This window comes from Paenibacillus sp. E194, assembly GCF_000935845.1.
GTDB lineage: Bacteria > Bacillota > Bacilli > Paenibacillales > Paenibacillaceae > Paenibacillus_B > Paenibacillus_B alvei_B.
In genome coordinates, this window is sequence record NZ_JMDX01000148.1 from 1 (window position 1) to 15,544 (window position 15,544).

At 41.7% G+C, this 15,544-nt stretch carries 9 protein-coding genes and 3 pseudogenes; 11 read left to right on the plus strand and 1 reads right to left on the minus strand.

Annotated features, from left to right (window positions below):
- The 6 genes and pseudogenes from AZ66_RS19020 to AZ66_RS19045 all read left to right on the plus strand — a co-directional run.
- Window positions 1-1,612, plus strand: a 1,612-nt coding sequence (locus tag AZ66_RS19020) for a methyl-accepting chemotaxis protein (protein WP_044356276.1), incomplete at its 5' end; no start/stop codon positions are given.
- A 167-nt stretch (window positions 1,613-1,779) separates the two neighbouring features.
- Window positions 1,780-2,223 (plus strand): cell wall hydrolase, encoded by a 444-nt coding sequence (locus tag AZ66_RS19025; RefSeq protein ID WP_021257498.1) that lies wholly within the window; start codon window positions 1,780-1,782, stop codon window positions 2,221-2,223.
- Window positions 2,224-2,375: 152 nt separating this feature from the next.
- A complete protein-coding gene (locus tag AZ66_RS19030) occupies window positions 2,376-3,116 on the plus strand; it encodes a LytR/AlgR family response regulator transcription factor (RefSeq protein ID WP_044356277.1) in 741 nt (246 codons plus the stop codon).
- 1 nt (window position 3,117) lies between these two features.
- Window positions 3,118-4,388: pseudogene (locus tag AZ66_RS19035) on the plus strand (ATP-binding protein).
- A 138-nt stretch (window positions 4,389-4,526) separates the two neighbouring features.
- A complete protein-coding gene (locus AZ66_RS19040) occupies window positions 4,527-6,581 on the plus strand; it encodes a serine hydrolase domain-containing protein (protein WP_044356278.1) in 2,055 nt (684 codons plus the stop codon).
- 403 nt (window positions 6,582-6,984) lie between these two features.
- Window positions 6,985-8,191, plus strand: a pseudogene (locus AZ66_RS19045) (hypothetical protein).
- A 192-nt stretch (window positions 8,192-8,383) separates the two neighbouring features.
- On the opposite strand, the gene AZ66_RS19050 reads toward AZ66_RS19045, so the two are convergent.
- Window positions 8,384-10,129 carry a methyl-accepting chemotaxis protein gene (locus AZ66_RS19050; protein ID WP_044356279.1) on the minus strand — a complete coding sequence of 582 codons (1,746 nt, stop codon included), beginning with the start codon at window positions 10,127-10,129 and terminating at the stop codon, window positions 8,384-8,386.
- A gap of 1,162 nt (window positions 10,130-11,291) precedes the next feature.
- Here AZ66_RS19050 and AZ66_RS19055 point away from each other — a divergent pair.
- The 5 genes and pseudogenes from AZ66_RS19055 to AZ66_RS32855 form a co-directional block, all read left to right on the plus strand.
- Entirely contained in the window at window positions 11,292-11,633 is a 342-nt protein-coding gene (locus tag AZ66_RS19055) for a helix-turn-helix domain-containing protein (protein ID WP_044356284.1), read from the plus strand.
- 225 nt (window positions 11,634-11,858) lie between these two features.
- Window positions 11,859-12,218, plus strand: coding sequence for a thioredoxin family protein (locus tag AZ66_RS19060; protein WP_044356280.1), 360 nt, complete (start codon window positions 11,859-11,861; stop codon window positions 12,216-12,218).
- A gap of 311 nt (window positions 12,219-12,529) precedes the next feature.
- On the plus strand, window positions 12,530-13,810 hold the full coding sequence (codB, locus tag AZ66_RS19065; protein WP_044356281.1) for a cytosine permease: 1,281 nt from the start codon (window positions 12,530-12,532) through the stop codon (window positions 13,808-13,810).
- Window positions 13,785-15,053 carry a cytosine deaminase gene (locus AZ66_RS19070; RefSeq protein WP_044356282.1) on the plus strand — a complete coding sequence of 423 codons (1,269 nt, stop codon included), beginning with the start codon at window positions 13,785-13,787 and terminating at the stop codon, window positions 15,051-15,053. Before codB ends, AZ66_RS19070 begins: the two co-directional genes overlap by 26 nt.
- A gap of 180 nt (window positions 15,054-15,233) precedes the next feature.
- Window positions 15,234-15,401, plus strand: a pseudogene (locus tag AZ66_RS32855) (tyrosine-type recombinase/integrase); the annotation flags it as partial.
- Window positions 15,402-15,544: the final 143 nt, after the last annotated feature.

Genomic DNA, 15,544 nt, shown 5'->3' on the forward strand with positions numbered 1-15,544 from the left:
AATTAATTCATACTATTTGATGAGATTGGTCGTTCAGGAACTGCCTGCATTGATCGAAAACTCCGCTTTTATTCGGGGAACTGGCAATGGTATTCTTGCATCGAGAACACTAACGGATGAGTTGAAAATCCAGCTACTCCTGAAAGAATATGAGAGTAAGACTGCTCTTGTCAGTCTAAATAAATCCCTTTCCAAAATTGCGGAATCTCAGAGTACCATTAATGTGAATCTAGTTGAGAAGGGAGGGCAGGTTGCACAAAATATTCAAAACTATCTCATTTTACTTGAACAAGAAATTATACATAAGCAAGAGATGAGCATGAATCCGGATACCTTTTTCACTCAAGGGACGGTTGCGATCACAACAGCGGATGAGGTATTCAAACTTGCCACAATGGAATTAAATCATATTCTTCAGAAACGTATCGGTGACTATACTGCTGAGCGCAATGTAACATTATTGATTATGGTGGTAGTCTTACTATTAGTAGTCATATTTTATGTAGCATTCTTTAGGAGTGTTATGGATACAGTGAGTATCTTAAAGCAAAGAGCGGAGTCGATGGCGAAGGGGGATTTCTCCCAAGACATTGTACTGAATACGAAGGATGAGCTGCAGCTTGTAGGTGCGGCCTTTAATGAAATGCAAAGATCGATGAATCGAGTGCTTAGCTTAAATCAGCAAATTTCCTTAACAACATTTCAATCCTCCCAGCAACTAACTGGAATCTCAGATCAATCTATACAGGATATGAAGAAAGTTGCCGATTCTGTGCAGAAAGTATCGGATGGGACAGCTTCACAAAAGAGAACGACAGTGGAAGCGTCATCTGCAATGAATGAGATGGCGATTGGGATTACACGAGTTGCGGAAGCGGCATCTGAGGTTGCTGCGGTTGCCATTCGTGCAAGTGAGAATGCAGCAATTGGGAATCAGCAACTGATAGAAACCATGGATCAAATGGAGAGTATTAAGAAGACTCAGGCTGATTCTGCCCAGATTGTAGCTAAGCTTGATGAGCATTCAGTCCGTATAAGTCAAATTATAAAGTCAATTATGGAAATTGCAAAGCAAACAAAGCTGCTTGCCTTAAATGCAAATATTGAAGCTGCACGCGCGGGAGAGCATGGTCGTGGATTTAGCGTAGTTGCACAAGAGATAGGAGAGCTTGCTGAAGAAACATCAAGCTCTGGGAAATCTATTTCTGACTTATTGATTGATATTCGATCTCTTGTCGGAGAAACGGTATCTGCTATGGATTCGATACAAACCGAGACAAATATGGGTATGGAATCTATTGAACGAACGAAGGAGACCATTGATTGCATTCTTAGTGAGGTTAAGCTTGTAAGTGAACAAATTCAGGATGTATCCGCAACCACTGAGGAAATGTCAGCTGGAATGGAGGAAGTAGCGGCTTCTATTGCAGATGTATCCGATATTTCTCATCGTACATCCAATGAAGCTGAGATAATGGCTGCAGGTACAGCAGAACAACTAGTTTCCGCGGAGAAAATCCAAATTTCCGCCAAAGAGTTAAGGGATATGTCAAAGCGATTGCAGAATGACTTAAGCAAATTTGTATTGTGCAATGACGTTATCATAAATTAAGTTCCTATGTAATTCAGGGCACCGATCTCAAGGTGCCCTGAATTTTTTCGCATGGCGGTCGAAAAGTGGCGGGGCCGTTGATAATATTGCTCTTTATTTTTGCCAGAGTAACACTTCCGCTTCGCCTACAATATGATGAGTCTAGAGAAATCTAAAGAGGTGAGCAAATGGCAGTCGTAAAAGCCAGGCAACAGGATATTGATATGTTGGCAAGATTGCTTCGAGCTGAAGCTGAGACCGAAGGCGAACAGGGCATGCTCCTTGTTGGAAATGTTGGCATTAACCGAGTAAGAGCGAATTGCTCTGATTTTAAAGGCATACGGACAATTCCTCAAATGATCAACCAGCCGCATGCATTCGAAGCGTTGCAACATGGTTTGTACTATCAAAACGCAAGAGAGAGGGAACGCCGTCTGGCGCGACGGGCTGTGAATGGGGAGCGGAGTTGGCCAGCCAAATTCTCCCTATGGTATTTCCGTCCAGGAACGTTCGAAAATCCCGGGCCATGCCCGGACACTTGGTATAATCAGCCACTCGCAGGACGATGGAAGAAGCACTGTTTCTATGAACCGACTGCGGAAGAATGTGAAGAGGTATACAATACGTTTTAATTTATCTCATTAAGAGCCGCGTAAATCGCGGCTTTTTTTGGTTTAGTGGAATAAAGTTGTTGTCGGGTTAGAAGTGATTTAAGGGATTCAAATCTGCATTTCGTCTAAAATCTATTACTATAAAATTCAAATGGTCGAGGAGTGTATCATTTATGTATAGAGTGGCTATTTGCGATGATGAGGAGAAACAAAGAGAGCTTGTTAAAAGCCTCCTGATTACTTTGTCGATAAAGACAAATATAGAATTTGAAATCGAATTATTCGGCTCGGGAGAGCAATTGGTGTCTCATTATGAGTCCAAAGGACCCCCGTTCCATATTTTAATTTTGGATGTCGAAATGGGTGGGCTGAATGGGATTCAGACAGCCCGTAGAATAAGAGCGTTACATAACTTGGATGAACAAATTATTTTTCTGACAAGCTACCCTGAATATATGGTAGAAAGTTTTGACGTTATGACATTCCAGTATTTAATAAAACCTGTCGCCCCCTCGATCTTGGAGGAGAAAATCATCAAACTATGCCAATACTTTCAAACACTTGATAAAAAGTTTATGGTCATCAAGTCAGCCTATGAATCAATCATGATTAAATATGATGACCTCATTAGTATAGAAGCTGCCAAAAGCTTAACGATAAAGAGCAAACTACATTTTATTACTGCTGATCAAACCTATGAAAGCAAAGGAATTATTGCAGATTATGCTTTAGCTTTAAAAGACAGTAACTTCCTGCAAATTCACCGTTCCATTATCATTAATCTACTTCATGTGAGAAAGTTTGCTAGCGGAGTTGTTCTCATGTCCAATGGGTTGGAATTACCCATAGGCCGTTCTAAAATCAAAGAGGTTAAAGATGTTTATACCAAATATATGATTAGGAAGATCGAATAATATGATTCAAAATAATTTACTTGTTGTCTTTATCATTGTACTTGTGATGGGCGTTCAACTTAATTTTTCTTCAACTCGGTTTTTGGTAAATCAGCTAAAAAACATAACCGATTCATTTATTTCATTATCTTTGGGCTGCTCGATTTCCTATATCTTGTTATTCCCGCTTCACCAAGTTTATCTTCGATTCTAGCCTTGCTCATGATATTTAGTATCGTACAATCTTATCAAGTAGAAATGAAAACGAAGATCCTTTTCTCTATGCTTTACAGTGTTTTAATGTCTCTCGTTACTTGTATATCCCTTTATATTTTTTATACTCTAGATTCAATTGAGTTTAGCTTTGATCCTGTAAATGAAACTAATAAAATTGTCTACATGAAAGCTATTTTACTCTCTTTCATCATCATGTTTGCCATCATTCAGATCATACGACCACTTGCAAGACATAGTAGTTACTCTTTGCATTATCGTTACTACGTATTAATTTCGGCTATTCCACTTATGAGTATATATCACCTATATATTCTAAATCATAAGACCGTCTATTATTTCATTTCCGCTATTGGCTTTCTTTTCTTAAATGTTATGATTGTCTATATTTTTGATTCGATTATTGATAAATATAAATTCATGCAAGAACGTACTCAGCTGCAACATCAAATGGATTATCAAGATGCGAATTACGAAAAGGTCGTTCACAGCTTCAAATCCATTAAAAGAATCATTCATGATACGAATCAACAGTTTTTATATATTGAAGAATGTATTAAGCGAAATGAGTTAGCAGCTGCAATGGAACATATTAAGACAACCTTAAATAAAGTCGAAGGGGCGTATCAGCGGGTTAATACGGGGAATCTGGTGATAGATGCTCTTATTACAAATACGCTTAATATTGGACAAGCCAATGGCATTAGAATAGATACAAAGCTTAATTTATGGTCGCAAGAAATCCATATAGACCGTTATGACTTATGTGTTGTCATTGGAAATATGCTAGATAACGCAATAGAAGCTTCTAAAAAGTTAACGATTGCAGAAGATAGGTACATTCTTATAAAAATACATTCTACCGAGTCTAGCTTACTCATTCACATCTTGAATCATATGGAGAATGAAGTTGCCCACTTACATAGCCAAAAACCATCTCCTGAATTTCATGGTATTGGATTAACGAATATCGCTAGAATCTGCGACAAGTACGGTGGTCATATGACCATTGAAACGAAACATAAAGTATTTAATAATATGGTCCTCCTGCCGTTTTAAACGAACAATCCTTAGACAATATGTTGTTTAGGGATTGTTTTTTTCGTTTCAGGGCGTTTTTTATTACAGCAGCCTTCTTCCGTGTATGATGAATTCAGTATGTACAATCTGGAAGGATACTACGAGGAGGAATGAATAATGAAGAGAATGGTTTCTATAGGAATGGCCGCTTTGCTTATTGCCATTCCGGTCACCCCTGCTTTTGCTCAAACGAATCCGGCTACTGTAAAAGATAGGGCACAGGTGCTGGCTTCGAAGCTTCTTTCCGTCTCTGGTGCAAGTGGTGTGCAGTATGCCATTATGGATAAGGGATCCATTGTTTTATCAGATAACGTCGGTATAAACGATAAAGCTTCCAAAACTCCGATCACCAAAGACACCATGTTTGGTATAGGTTCGATAAGTAAAATGCATGTGTCTGCTGCAGCGATGATACTAGCTGATGCTAATAAAATTGATATTGATAAGCCACTTACAACGTATATCAAAGACTTCAAAATGGCAGATGAAAGATATAAAAAAATTACACCTCGTATGTTAATGAATCATTCGTCAGGGCTTTACGGTACTCACCTTCCGAATAGTTCTTTATTCGATGACAATGATACAATAGTCCACGATGAATTATTGAACAAGTTACAATCGGAACATTTAAATTCAAATCCAGGTGAATTCTCCGTTTATGTAAACGATGGGTTTGATCTGCTTGAAATCATGATTGAACGAGTGAGCGGTATGAGCTATACCGAATTCCTTGCGAAATATGTGAGCACGCCTCTGAATTTAAGCTCAACGAAAACACCACTTGATCAATTTGATAGAGAAAGGGTAGCCAAAGCTTACTTCCCTACGATGGATCAGGCTTTACCCATTGAGAATGCTAACACCCTTGGGTCAGGCGGGCTCTACTCAACTGCAGAAGACTTAACTAAGTTTGCAGATATGTTAATAGGTAATCGAGCGGATGTTCTATCTAAACAATCAGCCAAAGCCATGCAAAGTCCTGAATATAAAAGAGGAATATGGGTTTCAGAAAAAGCGAACGCCTTTAACTATGGTCTTGGTTGGGACACTGTTCGCTTGACAGAGTTTGATGATTACGGAATAACGGCATTATCCAAAGGTGGAGACGTTGCTACTTATCACGGTTCCTTAATTACAATACCAGAACATAATATTTCTATGGCTGTGCTTTCTTCAGGAGGGTCTTCCGTATTCAATCTTGCATTTGAAACGAAAGTTTTATTAGATTACTTAAAAGACAAGGGGCATATTAAGGAAATTCTACCCGAGAAAACATTTAAACCTTCCTTGAAGGTGAACATGCCGTCTGAAATGCTTTCTTATGCTGGATTGTATGGTACTAGGGATTCAACCATAAATATAGAGATTAAGAACGGAGAGATTGATTTACCTGCACAATCCGGAGGGTTGATACCCGCACAAACATATGTGTATACGGGCGATGGACAATTCAAAAGCAAAGATGGCAGTGCAACAGTAAGCTTTGACAAACAAACAAATGGAAGAACATATGTGAAGCTTAACGCCTATACGAATAACCAAGGATTAGGTCAGTCCATGATGGTGCTCTATGCTTATCAAAAGCTGGACTCCAATCCACTCCAACAAACAACTAAAAAGGTATGGGAAAATAGAAATGGAAAAAGTTATTATAGGGTGGATGAAAAGATAACTTCTGTATTTTATCTGGCCACGCCAATGATATCAAAGACAATATCCGTTGATATGGATCATGGATACGCAAATGGGACTAAAATTGTTAATGAGAATCAAGCAGTAAATGCTATCCAAATTCCGATTATGGCCGGAAGAGATGTATTTGATCTCAACTTTTATAAAGAAGGACATACGGAGTATTTAAAGATTGATGGATTCTCTTATATCGATGAAGATGCTATTCAACCCATTTATGAAGGGAAGGATTCAACCAGCATCATACCAGCTAATGGTCAGGTTAGATGGTATAAAATTGATGATAAATCAGCCAATCGAGTTATGAACGTTAAGACTCCGGTAAGTGGGGGATTTGCCGTTTACGACAAGAATGGAATGTCTGTAAACGTCTCAAAGGTAACTAATAATCATTCGGTAGTACTGCCTGAAAGTGGGATGATCGTTTTTGGCGGAAAAGCGAGTGATGTATTTAAAATTGAATTGAAGAATAAATAGATTTCTAGCATAAAAGTCCGCATAACCAGCGGACTTTTTGATTTAGGGATATAAGTTCTTGTCCAATGCGCAGGTACCTTGGAAGGACGCAAAGAGGGAGAACGGTACATGAAAAACAAGAGCAGATTGATTTTATGAACCGTTTTGTCAATCTGCAGAAGATAATCCCGGTTTTTGAATTGCCTTTTCTGCCCCTCCCATTATTTCCGTAATTCAGGTAAAAGGTAGGTGGATTCAGGACAAGCGATCACTATAATGAAGATAAGAACATGGTATATAGGGGGCTACTATAATTGAAGGATTTAGAGAGCTAAGTGTAGGGGTACCCCAAAATACTAGGTAAAATGAAGCTCAAGAGACCAAAGTTCTCATGTAATCAATGGTAGAAGAAAGGACGACGGAAATGCCAATTCATAACCAAGCTCACTCTTCTGATTCTGTTACAGAAGATGGTCGTTATCCCATTGACCTGACGGGCCCTCGCAGCCATACGCTTGTCACTCGGCCCGGTGTGGGCAGCCTATCAATCGGACCGCCGGAATTGGGGAAAAGGGTGGATCTTCACGTCGCGCCAGACGCGCGCATCGATTGGACCGTATTTGATGCCTTTGCTACGCCAGCGGGCTCGCCCTGGCCGCGATTTTTGTACTATTCAGGCAGTGATGCGGGCTTCTTGGACTGGGCGCAGACACGTCCTATTGAAGAGATGACGTGGGCCCCCCATTCTGTCTGCAGATATGGAGGTGGACGCCAGCAAGTCCGTTATGCATAGCTTACATATCGAGCTGAGCCAGTCCGGAGGGCGTCTGAGCTTGAAGCTTCCGAAGGGATCTTTCCGCCTGAACGTGTCCGGCGATCTATTACGCTTATCGGCCACTGGCGATATGCCGTATTCTCTGACACTAGCGCCGCGCACCAGCCGACGCAAGAATGATCCTCCTTTCACACTGCCCGACCTCGGTGAATTGCACCAAGTGACGAGTCTGACGCTGCGAAACGCGCCGTTGGGACAGCCCATCTCGCTGGACTGTCTAGACCGCTTTCCAAACCTTGACTCACTGAGTTTGTGGGGGAACTTCTGTGACATGGACTTGTTGGCTCGTCATGACCGGTTAACGAATCTGGAGCTGCGCTTCATGCCTGATTTGGAGGACATGCCCTCCTTGGACACGTGGCCGTTGCTTGAAGGATTTATCGCCTACAATGTGGAAGAGGCCGCGGGCAAACGCTTAAGGCAGCAAGTGAAAACACGCGCCAAGACACGCCCATGGGCCGGCTATGCTTCAGTGAGCCAATTGCGAAAGCCTGAGTGGTGGGAGAGCGAATATGGCCGCCCGTTCTCGTCTTGGCCTAAACGTCTGGCCAAACTGGCTAACGAAGCTTACAATGCTGCACAGGCATCCTTGGCCCAGGCCCGCAGCTTTGCCGATGCCGAGGCAGCCATTACTGCTTTCACCGTGCGCTTCAATACCCTCAAAGGTATCGAAACCACCGAAAGAGAAGACCTTGGCGAAGCAGTATGGCAACTCAGCCAGTCCGATCACCAGATTGACCAGCCTATAACGGAGGAGATGTCCGGGCGCTGGTTCGATGCAGCTCGCGATTACTGATTAAAAGGAGATCAAGTTATTAGCCAATTCATTCGAGGAAATGATCGAAGAGAATTTTTATGAATGGTAATTTGTTCAATTCGGCAGATTATGCTAATCAAAGAGGCCATCCCTCAAGTAGATTGATCTACTTTTGGGACAGCCTCCTTTTGTCTGTTCAAGTCAGACCGCTAATCAAGCATTCTGCTCCTGTTACAACTTAAACTGCCTTATTTTCTCTTGGAGTTCTTCTGCCATGCTGGACAGTACATTTGCAGAAGAAGTAACCTCCTGCATAGAAGCTAACTGTTGCTCCGTTGAGGCAGCAATATTCTGTGTTCCGCCTACCGCCTCATTGGTGACGGCCAAAATTTGATTCATCGATGATAGAACCTCGGCAATACGAGATGTCATTTGTTCTAGAGCAGTAGGAACAACTTGGATATTCAGCGACACTTCATCAACCGCATCGCGAATTTCATTAAACGATGTTCCCGCTTGGTTCACCAGATGGAGGCCCTCATTAACCTCTCTTGTACCATGCTCCATAGACTGAACAGCGTTTTCAATTCCTTCTTGGATACTCTCCACATAGGACGTAATCTGCTTCGCCGAGTTGGAAGACTGTTCAGCTAACTTTCTCACTTCACCTGCAACTACAGCAAAGCCACGTCCATGTTCTCCAGCGCGGGCAGCTTCTATAGAAGCATTCAGGGCTAACAAATTCGTCTGATTAGCGATTGTATTGATGACTTCTACAATTCGCCCTATGTGAAGGGCATTATCTACTAAGTATTTCATGGACTCAGCAGATTGGTTCACTGTAGAACTGATAGAATTCATCTGTCTAACAACCATATCAATCGCTTGATTTCCTTCCGTTGCAAGGTTAGTCGCAATAAATACCTTATCCATGACCGCCCGGGAATTGGATTCGATTTGTCCTACTTTTGTCGATATATCGTTTATAGAACGATTCGTTTGATTAATATTCCCTGCCTGTACTTCCGTTCCGGTCGCCAGATCCTGGACGATAGTAGCTGTTTCCGTAGACGCCTTTGTTGAATCTTCGGCGCTAACTGATAATTGTTCTGAGGAACTCGCCACTTGTTCGACAGTTACTTGTACTTGCTCCAAGGTACTATGTAACGATTGAACCATCTCATTGAAGCTCTCACATAATTGTCCTAGTTCATCATTGGAGTGGACAACCACCTTCTGTGTGAGGTCACCTTTGCTGATCTTTCCAATACCACTAATTAACTCTTTGATAGGACGTAACAACCTTTTTAGACCAAAAATTTGTATGATGACCCCAACAGCCAAAAACAACAGTGAAGCGATCACTAAAGACCAAATCAAATTATGCTGTTGTTCTGAAATTATCGATGCATTCACGTCAATCCCAAATACGGCCACGAGTTGTTGCTGTTGATCGAGGACTGGAACTAATACAGTGAGCCATGATCCAATATCATCATTGTAAATAGGGGGGATTACTATCGACTTCGTTTGCTTCAATGTTTGGAATGCCTTAACCATATCAGTCGGCTGATCAAATAATTCTCCAGGTTTAAGTCCCACTTTTAATAAATGAGTAGGGTTAGATATGATCCTCGTCTTTGTAGCATCCACGAGATCCGGCTCGAATATGAACCCTTGCGCTACATTCGCATTTCCATTTGACAATTCATCCAGTAAGGACACAAGCTTTTTCTGAATTGTTGAATCTGAAGAAAGACTTGTCTTCCCTCTTTTCAAGTCTTCTACTTCAAATCTATTCTTCCATAATGTCGCAACCCCTGTTGCCTGCTCTTCCAAACTGCCAGTAAGCGCACGACTCATAATCGCGTAACTAATCACTGACATGATCATACAGGCTAGAACGATTCCCGAAATAGAGAACATTAAGGTTTTCGAGAAAAAGGATATTGCGGTTTTCTTCTTTCCTTCCCCCATAGTTTAGGCTCCCTTTCTTATATTGGGTAATGGTCTACTAAACAAAATATAGTATTCTAGATACGACATAAAAAACCTTTGTTAGACAGTCATCTGTTTTGTTGGTATCTGAATTCGACCCCCAAATTAATTTTCGGCATAAAGCTTCTAAAAGTTAAAGGCTATGGATAAAATGTTCGCAATCATTAGGAGCTCTATCTTTATCAATCAGAGTTTGTCCACATATCTTAATAACAAGAAAGATACAGCGTGTAGACCATTTTGTGGTAAGAAAGTATAGGAAATGGAGAACTCTACCATAATTGACGGTGGAAAATGGGGTTGTGACAATCTTATCAAGCCGAAAAATAAAGGAACAATGATGCTTAATGAGACAAGAATTCCAGCGGATACCTCGTATAGATTAACCAGAAGTGACTCAATGAAGCCAGAGATTAGCTGGAAAAGATCATCTTTGTGTTAAAAGGGTCCTTTCTAGATAAAACAAGAAGCAAAGAATGCATAGAAATTGGAGCCAAACTGATCTTCAGTTTTCCCAGCGTATATTCTTGGAACGAACGCCACCTTGGGACAACTACTTCTAATGAGGGTGTAACATTGAAATCGGTTGTGTAAACGTTCGTAACTGTACGGCACGGATGGTATCCGGAAGCTATTTTACGACCAAATGCAAGCTTCCTTGCCCTTTGACATGCCCCAGGTTGAGCTTGTTATTGTACATGCCTATGCTTCAATAGCACTGAAATATAGAAAGTTTCTTTTTCTACAATTAGCTCTGTATGAACTACATTATAATTGATTCCTTCCATTGTTATCCCATTTACTAATTTTGTGAGACGAAGAAATTCTCCAATTTCGGAAACATAGACATCCGCAGTTGAGCTGTCGGGGAATATGCATTGCACTCTAATAGGACTCATTCCTTCCTTGTTTATATATCATATATCATATATCCGATTCGATACGGGGACTTGTTGAGATGATTAAGTTTGTAAAGTTCTAAGTAGCGTTCTTATTATGCCTTTTAGTTTATTTTTTTTAAAACAGGGCAATCTTATTATATCAAAAATAAATCCCTATAGGGTATATATTAATGAAATAAACCCTATAGTATCTTGGAGTGCGCAAATGGCTGGTCTATGGTTTGCTTAGGGTGATTGCTGTGAGTGATTTTATGAAGATGGTAGGGGAAGGCATTCGACACTTTCGGAAACTACGTGGACTAAGCCAGGAGGAACTTGCAAGTAAGGCTGAGCTACACGAGACTTATATTGGCAAGTTGGAACGTTCTGAGAAGGTATGTTCCGTCGTAGTACTGGCTAGAATTACGAGTGCGCTCAACCTCTCGATGGTGGAGTTCTTTAGTTACATCCAACCTGTGAGTGGAGAGGGGAACGATTCTACACTTGCAGAAATTGTGGATAGGCTCCGAAGCAGAAGTCTAAATGAGCAAAAGAGGATATTGAAGGTCATTGACGCTATGTTGGACGATCAGTTGGATTGAGAGGGAAAACTTTCATACGCTGAAGTTTGGATTAATGCCTTAAGTTGGTGAATTGTGGATTTACACAGTTGCAATTTGCCATCTTGAACTCTGTCAACTATAAAGGGTACCCAAATGGGTGCCCTTATATTTGTACTATAGATATTACGTAGAACCGTATCATAAGTAGGGGGATATATCCCATCTCTTGTGGAACATAATAGATTCTCATACTTGGAGGTACCCATGAGAGAATTTGAGCAATTAATGAGTGTCGAATCAGCGAATGAATTTATAAGGAGCCATCGATTAGCGTTTCTCTATATCAGCATGACAGGCTGCAGTGTGTGTCATGGATTGCAGCCGCAGGTACAGAAATTATTGACGAAATACCCGGATATCCAACCGGGGACGATCAATGCACAAGAAGTTCCGGCGGTTGCCGGGAGTTTTTCTGTCTTCACCGCGCCCGTTTTATTGCTTTACGTAGAGGGGAAGGAATATATCCGTGAAGCGAGGATCGTGCATCTGGATTTGCTGGACGAAAAAATTCGCAAAATCTATGACTTAGTGACGGGACAATCCTTTGATGAATCCGTGAAATGAACAGTTTGGATTCGTAAATACCAATATTTGCACTTGTTGATATCGATATATCGATTTATAATAGTGACAATTTAATAAGATACCTTTAATTCAGTCCCGTGAGGCTGACAAGGACAGCGGAATGTATGATCTTTATAGGGATACGTGTGTATATGCGCGTGTACCTATTGTTTACCTGTGATCGTAAACGGCTTATTGTCAGGGCAACTGGGCAATAAGCCTTTTTTATTGCTCCTGAAAGCCATCGATCATTCCCGCCTGTTCCATCTGCTTGAGCATACTCGGTATCTAGACGATCTGGAGGATGGATAATGGAAAAAGTAGACTTGGAATTCTCGTTGCAACCTGTACCACAAGCACATCGGAATGGATTTTGGAAAATACTCGCCGTGATGCTCGGATTTACGTTCTTCTCGGCAAGCATGTGGTCAGGCGGAGCGTTAGGGAATGGCTTAACGTTCAGCGCTTTTATCGGAATTGTACTGGCAGGGAATTTGATCTTGGGCGTTTATACAGGAGCGCTTGCGTATATTGCGGCAAAGACGGGTTTATCGACTCACTTGCTGACGAAATATGCGTTTGGCACGAAAGGTTCCTATTTATCTTCAGGATTGCTAGGCTTTACGCAGGTAGGCTGGTTTGGTGTAGGGGTAGCGATGTTCGCAGTTCCGGTTCAGAAAGTAACGGGAATGAACGTGTATGTCTTGATTGCGATTGCAGGAATCCTAATGACGGTGACCGCGATCTATGGAATTAAAGCATTGGCGATACTCGGCATCGTAGCTGTACCGTCGATTGCGATATTAGGAAGCTATTCGGTCATTGATGCGACTTCAACAGCAGGTGGATTGCAAGGATTAATGAATTATCAGCCGAAGGAAATGATGGGTCTTGCTACCGCATTGACCGTCTGTATCGGATCTTTCATCAGTGGTGGTACGCTAACACCGGATTTTGCACGATTTGCAAAAACAACTCGTTCAGCGGTTGTATCGACAGTCATTGCCTTCTTCCTTGGAAACTCGTTGATGTTTCTATTTGGAGCAGTAGGCGCGATTGTATATGGAAAAGCGGATATCTCAGATGTTATGTTTTTGCAAGGTTTGATTATGCCGGCTATCATTGTGCTAGGGTTAAATATTTGGACGACGAATGAAAATGCGCTGTATGCATCCAGTCTGGGCTTCGCCAATATTACGAAGCTGCCTAAGAATATCATTGTTGTCTTTAATGGAGCAGTAGGTACGATCATGGCGATGTGGTTGTACAATAACTTCGTAGGCTTCTTGACGGTACTTGGTTCAATTTTGCCGTCGATTGGCGCGATTCTGCTAGCGGACTTCTATATCCTGCATCGCGGCTCCTATAAGAAATTCGAAGAAATGAGCTTCAAATCCGTGAACTGGATTGCGATATTGGCATGGATCGGTGGTATTCTGATTGCTCAGTTCGTCCCTGGCATCCCGCCTATTAATGGCTTGATTGGTACAGCCGTGCTGTATGTTATAGGTATGAAGTGTTTCCCGGAAAAACAGTTTAACGCAAACGAGAAAAGGGGAATGAGCAGTGATTATTCAACAAGCGAAGCTTAGAGGTCGCGAAGGTTTATGGAATATCGAGATTGTAGATGGAGCATTCAAGACGATTACCCAAAGTTCGCTTCCCACAGAAGGACATGAGGTCATTGATGTAAAAGGGAGCTTGGTGCTACCTCCTTTTATTGAGCCGCATATTCATTTGGACACAACCTTAACAGCAGGGGAGCCGGAGTGGAATCAGAGCGGTACGCTATTTGAAGGCATCCAGCGCTGGTCACAGCGGAAGGAAACTCTTTCAATAGAGGACGTCAAAACGAGAGCGAAGACTGCGCTTAAGTGGCAAATCGCTCAGGGCATCCAGCATGTGAGAACCCATGTGGACGTGACAGACCCTACGCTAGTAGCGCTTAAGGCGCTGCTGGAAGTGAAGGAGGAGATGTCTCCTTATGTGGATCTTCAGCTTGTTGCGTTTCCGCAGGAAGGGATTCTCTCCTATCCGAATGGAGTAGAACTGCTTGAAGAAGCGATGAAAATGGGGGCCGATGTAGTTGGCGGCATTCCGCACTTTGAGTTTACACGCGAGTATGGCGTAGATTCGATGAGAATCGCATTTGATCTGGCGGAAAAATATAATCGTCTCGTCGATATCCACTGCGATGAGATTGACGATGAGCAGTCCAGATTCGTTGAGGTAGTAGCCAAGGAGGCTTACGAACGCGGCATCGGTGCACGTACAACGGCCAGCCATACTACGGCGATGGGTTCCTATAATGATGCATATGCGTACAAGCTGTTCCGTCTGCTGAAGATGTCGGAGATCAATTTTGTATCCAACCCACTTGTGAACATTCATTTGCAAGGACGTTTTGATACGTATCCGAAGCGTAGAGGCTTAACACGGGTCAAAGAGCTTCAAGAAGCAGGACTTAATGTGTGTTTTGGTCATGATGATATTTTTGACCCATGGTATCCGCTTGGGACAGGCAATATGCTTCAAGTTCTGCATATGGGGATTCATGCTTCACAGCTTATGGGCTATGAGCAGATCGTGAACAGCATCGATATGATTACGAAGAACAGCGCGACGACGCTGCAAATTGAGGATAAATACGGGATTGAGGCAGGCAAGCCAGCCAATTTTATCGTATTGAATGCGGAAAATGAGTATGAGGCCATTCGCAAGCAGGCTGCGGTACGATATTCTTTCCGTAACGGTAAGATCATTGCCGAGACAAAACCGAGCGAGACGAGCGTGAAGCTGGGCAGTGTAAGTGAGACCATTACGTTTCAAAAGTAAAATAAGAGGCAGGCCTTAGGTTAAATACACTATAATTATTAGAGGGTATTATGTTCAATATAAGAGCATATATCCTCTATTTCTTTTATATTAGAGGCCTTATATAGTCATTGATAAGAAGGTTTAATATGTATAACATGATAAACAGAGATACAGAACATTTGTTGAGTGGTGGATGGAATGAAAGTACAGGAAGTCCTTTTAGAAGGCAACATTAAGAGATACATACTAGTGGATCACAAAGGATATCCTGTGATACCCGTTTTGAAATATCTGAAATATCTTGATCATACAAGTAAAAGCAGGAACACGCTTAAGACGTATTGTTATGCCTTAAAGCAGTACTACCGGATTAACCCCATAAATTTGGACACATAGAAACTAATTCTTTCTTTTTCATTCATTATCGTTTAGACACGAACCATTTTAATTGGAATCGCTTCCACTTGATTCTGGTTGTAAAATTTCTCTGGTGCCATATCCCTAATACT